Origin of the sequence: Stenotrophomonas maltophilia, from assembly GCF_006974125.1 — a bacterium.
GTDB classification, from domain to species: Bacteria; Pseudomonadota; Gammaproteobacteria; order Xanthomonadales; family Xanthomonadaceae; genus Stenotrophomonas; species Stenotrophomonas maltophilia_O.
On record NZ_CP037858.1, the window covers coordinates 92,279 to 106,129 of the forward strand.

Consider the following 13,851-nt stretch of genomic DNA (forward strand, 5'->3'; position numbering starts at 1 on the left):
TGGGTTCATCACCCCCCACCTTCGGGCGCTTTGAAGCCAGTGGCCAGCTCCATCCACGGCCGCAGCAGGTCATGCGGCCGCGCCGGCAATACGGCTGGGGTTGCCGGGTGCACAAGAACTGTTCCGTGATGGCGGGGCGGCGGTGTCACCCGGTCGGCGTTACCGCCTGCAGCGGAATCGTCAGAACACTGTCGCTGTGCCAGTCCACCTGCAGCGGGGCGCCTGCATCGGCAGCCGATTCGTCGCTGACATCGCGCCCGGTGCCGTGGTTCACCTGGTGCATGGCGTCCTTCAGTACATCCACCTTCACCAGCAGGCGGCTGCCGGCGGCCAGTCGGCGCGCCACCATGCGCGTGCGGTCGAAGGGCAGGCGGGTCCATTGCCCGGGTTGCAGCAGCTGGCGCGTTGTCGGGTCGCGTACATGGCTGGCCCGGCCCATGTAGTAGGACAGCTGCATCCGACGTCCATCGGCGAGCAACTCGTACAGGGTGACGGTGAAATCGAAATCCCGCTTGTTGATCCGGACCGTCAGGTCGCCGGAGAAGCTGCCAACCATGTCCATGGGACGGGTGAACGGGTCGGAGACGAAGGACAGCGCGGTATCCACCTCGTCCCGCGCGGCGATGATCGGAAACGGGTAATAGCCATGCCGCATTTCATTGCGGTCGGCCAGGTCCACGGTCTGCCTCAGCTGGCCCGGTACGGGTGGCTGTTCCTGCAGCCGGTGGTAACCATCGGACGATGCCTGGTCGGCGGAGAGATGGTAGCGGCGGTGATCGCCGGCCGCGGCCTCCAGCGTTGCCGCATGACCCCACGTGTTGGCGCCCATCAGCTGATAGTTCACACGGTTGGGCACCAGCGCCGGTCGCGGGGCACCGCGCAGTACATGGTCCAGCCATTGGAAGGTCAGTGCGGGCGTGTCGAACTGCGCGACAGGGTCCAGCTCATATCCACGCAGCTGCATCGGCTTGAGCGCCGACTGCGCGCCGCCATGGTCGTAGGGGCCGATCAGCAGGGCATGGTCGGCGTCGGGACGGTGCTGCAGGTGGTCCTTGAAGTACTGCAGTGCCGAGATCTGGCCATCGTCGTAGTAGCCGGTGATGGTCAGCACCGGTATGCGGATGTCGTTGAACTGGTTGCCATGCGGGACCATCGCCTGCCAGTAGGCATCGTAGGACGGGTGGGCCAGCCAGCGCTGCAACCATGGGTTGGGTGTGCCATCGACCTGGTCGATCTGCCGGTAGGGGCGGCCGGAGGCATACCAGCGTCGGCCGAGTTGGGACCAGCGGCGGTTCTGCGCGTAGGTAGCCTTGTCCAGCATCGGGCCATTGGCCACGTAGAACGCCCAGCCATAGTTGGCGCTCAGGAAGACGTTGTTCTCCATCGGCAGGCCCTGGCCGGGGATGGCGGCAACGTAGGGCACGATGGTCTTCAACGCAGGATGGTGGTGGCGCGCCGCAGCCCAGGCGGTGAAGCCCTCGTAGCTACCGCCGTACATCGCCACGCGGCCATCGCTCCACGGCTGGCGGCTGATCCAGTCGATCGCCGCGGTGGCATCGTTGCCGTCGTGCTCGTAGGGGGCGATGGTGCCGATACCCTGGCCCTTGCCACGGGCGTCCACCACGATGCCCGCATAGCCATGCGCGGCAGCCAGCAGCATCTTCAGCCGGTTCTTCGGTGGATCGGTGTAGATGGTGAACAGCATGGCTGTCGGCAGAGCTGCCGATGCGGCGCGAGGACGGGCCAGCTGCGCCGACAGCACGACGCCATCGCCGGCGGGGATGCGCAACGCATCGTCGATGGCGAAGCGGCGCTGTTCTTCCGCCGCAACCAGCGGAGGGGCCAGTGTGGCGGCCAGCGTCTGTGCGCGCAGTACCGCCCGCAGGCGCAGCAGGTCCAGTGCGATGGCCTCGCCGATGGTCGCGGCACCCGCCTGCGCCGCGATGGCCTGCTCCAGCTGGGCGCGCACCGGGGCTGGCTCGACCGAGAGCGCGGCATCGGCCTGCACCGCGGCAACGTCGTCGAGTGCAGCGAAGGCGCCGTGGAAGGCACGCGCATAGGCGGCTGTGTCCCGCTCGCCGGCGGTGGCGAGCAGCAGCATCGGCACCCAGCGCTGCACCGCCGCGGTGTCACCGTCGCTTGCCAGCGATGCGCGTGCCTGCTGGATCGATTGCCGCGCTTCGGCCGTCTGGCCCACCGCCAGCAGCGCGTGGCCGCGCTGTGCATCGGTCAGGCTGGGGGACTTCAACACGCCCTTGCCGAGGGCCTGCAGGGCGGCGTCGACCTGGGCCGGGGAAGCATCGGCTGGCAATGACCAGGGCAGATCAGCGGCGGCGGCGTGGCCAACAGCAAGGGCCAGCAACAGGCCAGCAAGGGTGGTGCGTAGGGCCACGGACGCTTCCTTGGATGACGGAGGAACGGCTCATCCACGCATGGCGTGGATCTACCGGGGATCGACACTCAATGGTAGCGCCGGGCCATGCCCGGCGGGTGCGCGCCCCGATGTCAGCCGGGCGGGTGTTGCCGCGGCGGGCTCTGCGCCAGTTCCACACGCGGCCGCGGCAGGTCGTGCAACTGCATGAAGCGCGCCGCATCGACCGGGCGGCCGAGCAGGTAGCCCTGCAGGTAGTCGCAGCCCAGGCGCTCCAGGTAGGCGCGCTGGGCGGCGGTCTCCACGCCTTCGGCGACGATGTCCATGTCCAGCGCGTGGCCCAGCGCCACGATCGCCGAGACGATCACCACATCCTCGGCGCTGTGTTCCAGATCGCGCACGAAGGCGTGGTCGATCTTGATCTCGGTGGCCGGCAGCCGCTTCAGGTACAGCAGGCTGGAATAGCCGGTGCCGAAGTCGTCGATGGAAATGCCTACGCCCAGTGCCGACAGTGCCTGCAGCAGGCGCAGGCTGGTGTCGGTATCGCGCATCACCGTGCTTTCGGTGATCTCCAGCACCAGGTGCCGTGGCGCGATGTTGTGGCGCTCGATCACCGTGCGCACGTCCTGCAGCAGGTGTGGCGAGCTGAACTGCACCGGCGACAGGTTCACCGACATCGACCAGCCTTCATGCCCGGCGTCGTGCCAACGCCGCAGCTGCTGGCAGGCCTGGTCCAGCGCCCAGCGCCCGATCTCGTTGATCGCACCGCTGCGCTCGGCCAGGCGGATGAATCGATCGGGCGGAATCAGGCCATGTTCCGGATGCCGCCAGCGGATCAGCGCCTCGGCGCCGGCCACCTTCTGTGTCGCCACGCGGATCTTGGGCTGGAAGTTCAGGAACAACTGGTCGCTGCCGATCGCCCGGCGCAGGTCGGCCAGCAGCCGGAACTGCTGCTCGGCACTGTCGTTCATCCAGTCGGCGAACAGCACGAAGGCGTTGCGTCCGGATTCCTTGGCCTGGTACATCGCCGCGTCGGCAAACGCCATCAGCTGCCGCTCGCTGGCGGCGTGGTCGGGGCAGATCGCCACACCGATGCTGGCGGTGACCTGCAGTTCGTTGTCCGGCAGCAGCGGTCCACTGCCGACCGCCTGCAGGATGCGCCGGGCGAGGGTAGGCAGATCCTCGTCGTGCTCGATGCGTACCACCAGCACGAACTCATCGCCGCCCAGGCGGGCCAGCATGTCGTGGGGGCGCAGCAGCTGGCGGGTGCGCTCGGCCACCGCCACCAGCAGCGCGTCGCCGGCCTGGTGGCCATAGGCATCGTTGACCTGCTTGAAGCCGTCAAGATCCATGAACATCACTGCGAAACGGCTGCCGCCCTGTTCGGCCTCGGCCAGCGCCTGCACGATGCGCCGCTGCAGCAGCAGGCGGTTCGGCAGGCGGGTGAGCGGATCATGCAGTGCAGCCTGGGTCAGCTCCTGCTGCGCGTCGGTCAGCGACGTGCTCAACATCGAGTTGCGCAGGCGGAGCAGCTGGGCCTCGACCCGCTGGTCCAGCCACGACACCACCAGCACCACGGCCAGGATTGCGACGGTCAGCATCACCACCAGCATGGCCAGCCATTCGCTCTGCAGGCCATCGCCGACCGCCGCGCCACAGATGCTGCCTTCCGGAAAGCGTGCGGCGGCCATGCCGGTGTAGTGCATGCCGACGATGGCCAGCCCGAGCAGGCCGGCGGCCGCGAGCCGGTCGCCGACACGGGTGCGCTGCGCGCGCAGGCGGAATGCCACATACAGTGCAGTCCACGAGGCGGCGACCGCTACCATCAGCGAAAACAGCAGCCAGCCCGGGTCATAGTCGATGCCGGGTTGCATGCGCATCGCGGCCATGCCGACGTAATGCATGCCGGCGATGCCGGTACCCATCAGCAATGCCCCGCCGGCCAGGCGTGGATGCGGCAGGGTGCGCAGTGAAACCAGCCACAGCGCGAACACCGACGAGGCGATGGCCAGGGCCAGCGAGAGCAGGGTGATGGGCAGGTCGTAGCCCAGTGGAATGGGCAGGTCGAAGGCGAGCATGCCGATGAAGTGCATCGACCAGATGCCCAGGCCCATGGCGAAGCCACCCCCCAGGCGCCACCACCACGCCGCGCCCTTGCCTGGCGCGGTGACGGTGCGTCCGGCCATCGCCAGCGCGGTGTAGGAAGCCATCACGGCGACCAGCAACGAAATCGCCACCAGCCACGGATTGTACGTGCCTACCAGCATTCGTCAGTCTCCCGGACCTGCCTGTCGACGGAAACCACGGTGGGGCATGCATGAGGCAGGCCGACGCAGGGCGGCGGCCACGTGCGGCATCCCCCCGGTTGCCGCGCATTCACTCTAGCGCGCAGACCCGGGGGAAGGGCAAGCAGTAAAACGTGATGATCGGGTCAGTGTGTGACCGCGTCCGCAGCCTGGAAGGCGGCGTTGAACAGGTGCTGCACCGGCGGGCCCATTTCGCCGGCCAGCAGGGCCAGCAGGAACAGGCCCAGCAGCAACGAGACCGGCAGGCCCAGCTGGATCGGGTTCAGTGCCGGCGCGGCGCGGGCCAGTACGCCGAACGCCAGATTGACCGCCAGCATCGCCACCGTCAGCGGTATTGCCAGGGTCAGTGCGCCGCGCAGGACCGTCAGCAGGAAGGTCGGGGCAATGCTGAAGAACGCGTGCGGGTCGGGCAGCGGGGCGCCGATCGGCAGTGCCCGGTAGCTGTCCACCACCAGCGAGATCAGCGCGAGGTGGCCATTGGCGGTGAAGAACAGCAGGCCGAACATCAGGTAGAACCACTGCCCGATCACGCCGGAGGTGCCGCCGCGCAGTGGGTCGCTCATCTGCGCGAAGGCCAGGCCAGTGCCCTGGGCGATCAGTTCGCCGGCCAGCGCACCGGCTTCGAACACCAGGCGCAGCAGGAAGCCGATGGACACGCCGATGGCCAGTTCCCGCGCGATGGTCAGCACGGTGGCGGCATCGAAGCCGGTCCAGTCCGGTACCGGTGGCAACAGCGGTGCCAACGCGATGGCAAGGGTGCCGGCCAGGATCACGCGGATCCGTGCCGGCACCGCGCGGGTGCCGACCATGGGCATGGCCATGGCCACCGCACCGATGCGCAGCATGGTCCACAGTACGGTGCCGATCATGCCAAAGGCCTGCAGGCCGTCGGCAGCCATCTGGGTGGCAGCGTCCATCGAAGCGCGTGTCCTAGCCGATCAGGTGCGGGATGCGCTGGAACAGCAGCGTGGTGAATTCAACCAGGTGGCCGATCAGCAGGCTGCCGAGCGCGAACAGCACCGCGGTCAACGCCGCCGCCTTGGCAACGAAGGCGATGGTCGGTTCGTTGAGCTGGGTCGCGGCCTGCACGACGCCGACCACCACGCCCACCACCAGTACGGTGAGCAGCAGCGGGCCGGCCACCCACAACACGGTGATCAGGCCGCCACGCAGTTCGGTCAGGGCAAGTTCGGGAGACATCGTCTTTCCATCGGTAGCGCCGGGCCACGCCCGGCGACGCTTGTGTAGCGTCGAGCCAGGCTCGACGGCCGTTACGGGGTTGAATCAGGCCGGATTGAAGCTGGCCGCCAGCGTTCCCACGGTCAACACCCAGCCATCGACCAGCACGAACAGCAGGATCTTGAACGGCGCCGACACCAGCATCGGCGACAGCATCATCATGCCCATCGACATCAGCACGCTGGCCACCACCAGATCGATGATCACGAACGGGATGAAGATCAGGAAGCCGATCTCGAAGGCGGTCTTCAGCTCGCTGGTGACGAACGAGGCCACCAGCACCGGGAACGGGATCGCATCGGGGCTGGCGTAGGTGCCGTGCCCGGCGATGCCGGCGAAGGTCATCAGGTCGGTCTCGCGGATCTGCGCCAGCATGAAGGCGCGCAGCGGCGTGGTGGTCAGCGTCCAGGCGGTCTGGAAGTCGATGTCGCCGTTGAGGTAAGGCGCCATGCCGGTGCTCCAGGCTTTGTCCCAGGTCGGCAGCATGATCATCGCGGTGAGGAACAGGGCCAGGCCCAGCAGCACCTGGTTGGACGGCGTCTGGCCGGTGCCCAGCGCCTGGCGCAGCAGGCCCAGCACGATGATGATGCGGGTGAACGAGGTCAGCACCAGCAGCATCGACGGGATCAGGGTGATCGCCGTCATCAACAGCAGGGTCTGCAGTGGCAGGCTGACCGGTGCACCACCGATCTTGCCGACGTTGATGTCCGGCAGTGGCGTGGTCGGTGCGCCGGGCGCGGCGAGCGCCAGTGCCGGCAACAGGCACAGGGCAAGCAACAGCAGCCACGGCATCAGGGTGGCAAGACGGGTACGGGTGACACGCATGTCAGGGGTCCTTGCGCAGCCGCTGCTGCAGCAGCTGGGCGAAATTCGGCAGGTTCTTGAAGTCCGGCACGCGTACCGGCGCCGGTGGCGGCAACGGTTCGGGCAGGGTATGCAGGGTGTTGATGCCGCCGGCGGTGACGCCCAGCAGCAGTTGCTGGCCATTGACCTCGACCACCACCACGCGCTCCTTGGCGCCGACACTCAGGCTGGCCACCAGCTTCATGCCTTCTGCAGGACGGAAGCCGCTGCCGGGCATGCGCTTGAGCAGCCAGCCCAGGCCGATGACCAGGGCCAGCACTGCCAGCAGCGCCAGCACTGCACCGAACAGGCTGGGTGCGGCGGCCGCATGCTGGCCGACCTGCGGGCCAACCGGGGCGGCGGCCTTGCCGACCGCCAGCAGGGTGGAGGCCAGCAGGCTCAACGCAGTCTCCGGATCCGCTCGCTCGGGCTGACCACGTCGGTCAGGCGCACGCCGAAGCGGTCATTGATCACCACCACTTCGCCGTGGGCGATCAGGGTGCCGTTGACGAACACATCCAGCGACTCGCCGGCACCACGTTCCAGTTCCACCACCGAACCTTGGTTGAGCTGCAGCAGGTTGCGGATCGGCAGGCGGGCGCGACCGACTTCCAGCGACAGCGTCACCGGCACGTCGAGGATCACGTCCAGGTTCAGGTCCGGGCCGTTCGCCTCATCGGCCTGCAGGCTGCTGAACTGGGCCGGGGTCGGTTCGAGGGCGTCGATATCGTTCATTGCGGGTCTTCCTGGATGACGGGTACGCGCGGGCGGGTGCCCGGCGGATGGGTAGCGGTGATCTTCACGGCGTTCATGCCGTTGGCGATGCCGAACTCGCCGGTGAACACCGGAATGTTCTCCACGCACAGCGGCACCTGCGGGCTCAGGTCGATCGGCAGGATGTCGCCGACCTTCAGCTGGGTCAGGTCGCGCAAGGTCATGCGCTTGCTGGCCAGCACGCTGGACAGGGTGACTTCGGCGATGTTGAGCTGTTCACGCAGGGTCTGGCCCCAGCTCTCGTCGCGATCATTGCGGTCGCTCTGGATGCCGGCATCGAGCAGCTCGCGGATCGGCTCCAGCATCGAATACGGCAGGGTCACGTGGATGTCGCCGCCACCGCCGTCGAGCTCGACGTGCAGGCGGCACACCACCACGTACTCGCGCGGCGTCACGATATTGGCGAAGTGCGGGTTGATCTCCGAGTTGATGTACTCGAAGTCGACATCCATCACCGGTGCCCAGGCCTCGCGCAGGTCGGCGAAGGTCTGCTTCAGCAGCAGGTGGATCACGCGCATTTCGGTGGCGGTGAACTCGCGGCCCTCGATGCGGGTCGGGTAACGCCCGTCGCCACCGAAGAAGTTGTCGACAATGGCGAACACCAGGGTCGGCTCGAACACGATCAGGCCGGTACCGCGCAGTGGCTTGAAGCGGATCAGGTTCAGGTTGGTCGGCACATACAGCGAGTGCATGTAGTCGTTGAACTTGATCAGCTCGATGCCGCGCACCGACAGCTCCGCCGAGCGGCGGATCAGGTTGAACAGGCCGATCCGCCACAAGCGTGCGAAACGCTCGTGGACCATTTCCAGGGTCGGCATGCGACCACGGATGATGCGGTCCTGGCTGGCGAAGTCGTATGAGCGCGCTTCGCCTGACGGTGGTTCCGCATCGGTCTCGACCGCACCGCTGTCCACGCCGTGGAGCAGGGCATCGATCTCGTCCTGGGACAACAGATCATTCATCGGTGGGCCCTTACTGGGTCACGAAGCTGGTGAACAGCAGGTCGTCGGCACCATTGCTGCCGGTCTCGGCCTTGAGCACTTTCTGCACTTCGGCCAACGACGCAGCCTGCAGCTTCTGCTTGCCTGCGACATCGGCGATCTGGTCGGGGCTGACCTGCGAGAACAGCATCAGCAGGCGCGCGCGGATGGCAGGGGTGTGGGTCTTGATCGCTTCCAGTGCGGCCGGGTCACGCGTCATCAGCTGCACTTCCAGCTGCAGGTAACGCGGGCCATCGACCGGGCCGTTGAGATTGACCACGAAGGCCGGATCCAGCGCGAAGTACTGGGCCGGAGCCGGCGTCGCCGCCTTCTTCGGCGCCTGTGCGGCCTTTTCCTCGTGCTTGGACTGGGTGAAGAACCAGACGCCGCCACCGGCGGCTGCGGCGGCCAGCACGGCCACCAGGGCAGTGATCAGGATCGGACTGCGCGGCTTGGTGGCCTTGTCCTTCTCGGCGGTCTTCTTGGTTTTGTCAGCGGCTGCGGCCACGGGGTGAAGCTCCTGAGGGTTGCTTCACCGGGATATGCAAGGGGCGTGCCGAAGGTGGGGCCAAGGGGTGCGACGGAATTCCGTCGGGTTCCCGGCATTCCGCCGGGCATGGCCCGACGCTGCCTCTGCTCTGGTGGGTGCCGACCGCCCCCTTCTGGTGGGTGCCAACCTTGGTTGGCACGCCTGTCAGGCGTACGCGTCCAACAAACCGCGCTGGCGGATCAACTGCGTGGACGACACGCTGGCGTCGCCCGGCGACGGTTCTCCGTCACCGGCCATGCCGCCGGCGCCGGGCTGCCCCGACGCATTGCCGTCGCCGCCTGGCGACTGGTGGCCAACATCAGCGTGTGCCAGCTGGAAGCCCTGCTCGCCCAGCAGTTCGCGCAGGCGCGGCAGGCTGCTTTCCAGTGCCTGCCGCACGTCCACATGCGGGCTGCTGAAGCTGGCATGTACCTTGTCGCCGTTCAACTGCAGGCGAACGTCCACCGGGCCCATGTCGTCCGGACTCAGGCGGATATGGGCGTGGCCGATCTTCTGGTCCGCCAGCCAGCCCAGGCGTGCGCCGATGGCCTGGTCGAAGCCGTCGTCGCCGAACACCGGCTTCGGCGTCGGTTCGCCGTTGAAGACTGCATTGCCGGCGGTGAGCGCGGCCTTGAGATCCTGCAGGGCTGCCGGGGCAGGGGCGTGCAGGAGCGGGGCAGCGCCACGGTCGCCGATCGTGGCCGGGTCGCTGCCCTCGCCGCGGTCGCCGCGCTTGCCGCTGGGCAGGATCATCTCCGGCAGTGGCAAGGTCGTGGCATCGTCGGTGCTGGCGGCCGACGGTTTGTTGTCAGCCGCTGGTGTGGCGACGGTAGCCGGGGTGGTGGCGGGCAGTGCTGCCCCGGTCGTGGCGGGCAGCGCCGTACCGTCACTGGCGAGCGCCGGCGCACCCGCACCCGCAGCCGCGGGCAGAGCCGCCGCCGGGTCGGTGGGCGTAGGCATGGCCAACACCAGGCCCGCCAGGCCCAGGGGGGGCCATGGAGCGTCCTCTGCTGCGTTGGGCTTGTCCTTGTCGGTACCGGGGCCACCGGTCATCGATGGCAGCGGCGGCAGGGCGGTGGCGTCGCCTGGGGGAGTGTGTGCATCTGCGCTGCGCTCATCCGGCGCCTGGCCATTGCCGTCGCCGGTCGATGGTGGGCTCGGTGTGGACGTGGCTGGCGACGCTGGCGTGGCCGGTTCCGGTGAGGCAGGCGTGCCGCCCTGCAGCAGCTGGCTGAATTCCTTGCTGCCATCACTGCGCGGCGCACGCGTTGTACTGCCGCCGGCATTCTGGGTCTGCGCATTGGCGCTGCTGGCGAGCGGGGCGGGCATCACGAGCGGCCTCCCTGCTCGGTGCCGTCCTGGTCTTCAGCCTGCACCAGGCGCGCGCGGCGCGCACCAATGTCGTCCATCTCGCGCTGGTCGCGGCGGTCGGTCACCACCTTTTCCTGCGCGCGGTAGCTCGCGGCCAGCTGCTCCAGCACCGCCTTGTCACGGCTGGCCAGGATCAGGCGGGCACGCTCGGCCTCCACTTTCTCGCGGTTGCCGTTGACCGTGGCCTGCTGCTGCTCGACGGCACTGTCCAGGCGGTCCAGGAAAGCGCGTCGGTTCAGCAGCTGCGCCGGGCTGGTCGCTGCCATCTGCGCATTTGCATACTCCTCGGCATAACGTCGCAGTTCGTCCAGTCGCGATAGATGTGTATCGAGCACGCGCTGGCGTTCGGCGAGGTCTCGGGCGACTGCGTCCTCGTGTTCCTGGGCCCGCTTGAGCAGGGGATCGATGCGCTTGGACTGGTTCATGGCTTAACTCTCTTGTTCCACCAGGCGCTGCAGTGCCGCCTGGCTGTGCGGGAGATCTGCGGCCCTGGCAACGTCCTGGCCGAGGAACTCCATGATTTCCGGCCAGCGTTCCAGGGCTTCGTCGGTGGCCGCGTCGTTGCCGCGCTGGTAAGCACCGATCGCGATCAGGTCACGGTTGGCCGAGTAGGCCGAGACCAGTCGCTTCAACTTGCGGATGCGCAGGCGCCACGGTTCGTCAGCGATTTCCGTGACCACGCGGCTGACCGACGATTCGACGTCGATGGCCGGGTACAGACCGCTGTCGGCGACGCGTCGAGAGAGCAGGATGTGACCATCGAGGATCGCGCGTGCCGCATCGGCGATCGGATCCTGCGGATCGTCGCCCTCGGTCAGCACGGTGTAGAACGCCGTGATCGAACCACGCCCCTTGGCGCCGTTGCCGGCGCGTTCGACCAACGCCGGCAGCTTGGCGAACACCGACGGCGGGTAGCCGCGGGTTGTCGGCGGCTCGCCGACCGACAGGCCGATTTCGCGCTGTGCCTGGGCAAAGCGGGTCAGCGAGTCCATCAGCAGCAGGACGTTCAGTCCCTGGTCGCGGAACCACTCGGCGATGGCGGTGGCACGGTAGGCGCCGTGCAGGCGCGCCAGTGGCGGTCGGTCGGCGGGGCTGGCCACGACCACAGCGCGGCGCAGGCCTTCTTCGCCCAGCGTGGTCTCGACGAAGTCGCGCACTTCGCGGCCTCGCTCACCGATCAGGCCGACCACGATCACGTCGGCGGCCGTGTAGCGGGTCATCATGCCGAGCAGCGTGGACTTGCCGACGCCGGAACCGGCGAACAGGCCCACGCGCTGGCCACGGCCGATCGGCAGCAGCGCGTTGATCGCGCGCACGCCCACGTCCAGCGGCTGGGTGATCGGTTCACGTGCCAGCGGATTGATCGAGACGCCGGCCATGCCGACGTGGCCTTCGGCGCGGATCGGACCCTTGCCGTCCAGTGGCACGCCATCGCTGTCGATGACCCGGCCAAGCAGGGCTTCGCCCACTTCCACGCCGCCGCGGCGTGCCGACGGCACCACGCGGGCGTTGGGCAACAGGCCGTGCAGCTCGGCACTGGGCATCAGGTACGTGCGCTCGCCGGCGAAGCCCACCACTTCGGCATCGACCCAGCCGCCGTCGACCACTTCCACTTTGCAGCTGGCGCCCAGCGGCGCCTCGCAGCCAACCGCTTCCAGGGTCAGCCCGACCGCGCGGCGCAGCACGCCCTCGCGGATCAGGCCACGACCATGCGCGGTATCCACGCGCAGGCCGTCGAGGCGACGGGCCAGGCGCAGGTTGCGGGCCACGGCCCAGTCGGCCGGCGGTGGTGCTGGCTGCGATTCGGGCGTCATGCGCCTGCTCCGGTCTGGCGGATCACTGCATCCAGCGCGCCACGCAGGCGGGCTTCCAGGGTGCCGTCGATGCGCACGGCTTCGGCGTGCACGCGCAGGTCGCCGCGGCTGAGGCTGGTGTCGGGCACCAGTCGTTGCTGCGGCGAGAGGTTCAGCAAGGGGGCGAGGGCAGCGATGTCGTCCGGGTGCAGGCGCACTTCGACTTCGCGGGTGCTGCCGCCGACTGCGTCGATCGCCTCACCGACCAGCTGCGCCAACAGCGCAGGGTCGGCCTCGTAGGCACGCCCGACCAGCGCACCGGCAATGCGCACGGCCAACTCGCCGAGCGCACCCACCACTTCATTTTCCAGCCGCACCAGGGGCCGGCTGAAGTTGTCGAGGATGCCCTCGATCTGCGCAGCGAGGCGACGTACCTCGGCCTGGCCCTGGCCATAACCGTCGGCATGGCCGTGCTGGAAGCCTTCCTTCTCCGCGCTGTCCTGGATCGCCTGGATCTCCTCCAGGGTCGGCAGCTGAAGCGGTGGCTCCGGCTCGTGTTCCGGGTCCGGCTCGGTGAGTTCGAACGCATCCTCCTGATCCAGCACCGGTTCGGGCTGGGCCAGCAGGTCCGGGGCAAGCCAGCGCACGACGTTGCTCACAGCATGGCCTCCGCGCTGCCACCGATGGTGACGGTGCCTTCATCGGCCATGCGCTTGACGATGGCCAGGATCTCGCGCTGCGCGCCCTCCACGTCGGACAGGCGCACCGGGCCACGGGCCTCCATGTCTTCCAGCAGGATCTCGGCCGCGCGCTGCGACATGTTGCGGGTGATCTTGTCGCGCACCTTGATGTCGGCGCCGCGCAGGGCCAGGCCCAGGCGCTCGCCGCTCACTTCGCGCAGTACCAGCTGCATTTCGCGATCGTCCAGATCGACCAGATCGTCGAACACGAACATCAGGTCCTGGATGCGGTTGCTCAATGGCGCGTCGATGCGCGCGATCTCGCCCAGGATCGCCTGGTCCTGGCCGCTGTCCATGAAGTTCAGGATGTTGGCCGCGCACTGCACGCCGCCGATGTTGGACGACTTCAGGTTCTGGTTGCCGGCAAACTGGCGCTCCATGATCTCGTTGAGTTCATTGAGTGCGTTCGGCGGAATGCCGTCGAGGGTGGCGATGCGCAGCAGCACGTCGACGCGGGTGCGGTCGGGCAGCAGCTTCAGCGCGTCGGCAGCCTGGTCGGTTTCCAGGTGCGCCATCACGATGGCGATGATCTGCGGGTGTTCGTTGCGCACCAGGTCGGCCACCGCGCGCGGGTCCATCCACTTCAGTGCGTCCAGGCCGGTGGTATTGCGGCCAAGCAGGATGCGATCGATCAGGTTGCCGGCCTTCTCGCTGCCCAGTGCCTGCACCAGCATGTTGCGGATGTAGTCGTCCGAGCCCACGCCCAGCGAGGTCTTCGAACCCAACTCCTGGCCGAACTGGTCCATCACCCGTTCCACCTGCTCGCGGGTGATGTCGGTCATGGTGGCCATGGCGATGCCGATCTTCTGCACTTCCTTGGGTTCCATGTGGCGCAGCACCTCGGCCGCGTCCAACTCACCCAGGGACAGCAGCAGTACGGCCGCGCGCTGCACGCCGGTCAATTG

14 protein-coding genes are annotated in these 13,851 nt (G+C 68.0%); all 14 read right to left on the reverse strand.

Annotation, left to right across the window (positions count from 1 at the left end):
• Positions 1 to 145: 145 nt before the first annotated feature.
• Positions 146 to 2,392, reverse strand: a complete 2,247-nt coding sequence (locus tag EZ304_RS00380) for a CocE/NonD family hydrolase (RefSeq protein WP_142805916.1) — start codon at positions 2,390 to 2,392, stop codon at positions 146 to 148.
• Positions 2,393 to 2,505: 113 nt separating this feature from the next.
• The gene (locus EZ304_RS00385; RefSeq protein ID WP_099552065.1) at positions 2,506 to 4,638 is read right to left on the reverse strand and encodes a putative bifunctional diguanylate cyclase/phosphodiesterase; all 2,133 of its coding nucleotides are present in this window, start codon (positions 4,636 to 4,638) and stop codon (positions 2,506 to 2,508) included.
• Positions 4,639 to 4,802: 164 nt separating this feature from the next.
• Positions 4,803 to 5,594, reverse strand: coding sequence for a flagellar biosynthetic protein FliR (gene fliR / locus EZ304_RS00390; RefSeq protein WP_142805917.1), 792 nt, complete (start codon positions 5,592 to 5,594; stop codon positions 4,803 to 4,805).
• 13 nt (positions 5,595 to 5,607) lie between these two features.
• Entirely contained in the window at positions 5,608 to 5,877 is a 270-nt protein-coding gene (locus EZ304_RS00395; RefSeq protein ID WP_005413254.1) for a flagellar biosynthetic protein FliQ, read from the reverse strand.
• An 84-nt stretch (positions 5,878 to 5,961) separates the two neighbouring features.
• Entirely contained in the window at positions 5,962 to 6,741 is a 780-nt protein-coding gene (gene fliP, locus EZ304_RS00400) for a flagellar type III secretion system pore protein FliP (protein ID WP_099552063.1), read from the reverse strand.
• Between the two features lies 1 nt (position 6,742).
• Positions 6,743 to 7,141, reverse strand: coding sequence for a flagellar biosynthetic protein FliO (fliO, locus tag EZ304_RS00405; protein WP_180848852.1), 399 nt, complete (start codon positions 7,139 to 7,141; stop codon positions 6,743 to 6,745).
• 17 nt (positions 7,142 to 7,158) lie between these two features.
• Complete coding sequence (gene fliN, locus EZ304_RS00410) at positions 7,159 to 7,494, reverse strand: flagellar motor switch protein FliN (RefSeq protein ID WP_005409543.1); 336 nt, start codon at positions 7,492 to 7,494, stop codon at positions 7,159 to 7,161.
• Entirely contained in the window at positions 7,491 to 8,495 is a 1,005-nt protein-coding gene (fliM, locus tag EZ304_RS00415) for a flagellar motor switch protein FliM (RefSeq protein WP_099552062.1), read from the reverse strand. The genes fliN and fliM overlap by 4 nt, the downstream gene beginning before the upstream one ends.
• Before the next feature lie 10 nt (positions 8,496 to 8,505).
• On the reverse strand, positions 8,506 to 9,021 hold the full coding sequence (locus EZ304_RS00420) for a flagellar basal body-associated FliL family protein (protein WP_142805918.1): 516 nt from the start codon (positions 9,019 to 9,021) through the stop codon (positions 8,506 to 8,508).
• A gap of 186 nt (positions 9,022 to 9,207) precedes the next feature.
• The gene (locus tag EZ304_RS00425; protein WP_142805919.1) at positions 9,208 to 10,371 is read right to left on the reverse strand and encodes a flagellar hook-length control protein FliK; all 1,164 of its coding nucleotides are present in this window, start codon (positions 10,369 to 10,371) and stop codon (positions 9,208 to 9,210) included.
• Complete coding sequence (fliJ, locus tag EZ304_RS00430) at positions 10,371 to 10,838, reverse strand: flagellar export protein FliJ (protein ID WP_005413256.1); 468 nt, start codon at positions 10,836 to 10,838, stop codon at positions 10,371 to 10,373. Before fliJ ends, EZ304_RS00425 begins: the two co-directional genes overlap by 1 nt.
• Positions 10,839 to 10,841: 3 nt before the next feature.
• On the reverse strand, positions 10,842 to 12,227 hold the full coding sequence (locus EZ304_RS00435; protein ID WP_142805920.1) for a FliI/YscN family ATPase: 1,386 nt from the start codon (positions 12,225 to 12,227) through the stop codon (positions 10,842 to 10,844).
• On the reverse strand, positions 12,224 to 12,865 hold the full coding sequence (locus tag EZ304_RS00440; RefSeq protein ID WP_111202945.1) for a FliH/SctL family protein: 642 nt from the start codon (positions 12,863 to 12,865) through the stop codon (positions 12,224 to 12,226). The genes EZ304_RS00435 and EZ304_RS00440 overlap by 4 nt, the downstream gene beginning before the upstream one ends.
• Complete coding sequence (gene fliG, locus EZ304_RS00445; protein WP_024958226.1) at positions 12,862 to 13,848, reverse strand: flagellar motor switch protein FliG; 987 nt, start codon at positions 13,846 to 13,848, stop codon at positions 12,862 to 12,864. The genes EZ304_RS00440 and fliG overlap by 4 nt, the downstream gene beginning before the upstream one ends.
• Between the last annotated feature and the right edge of the window lie 3 nt (positions 13,849 to 13,851).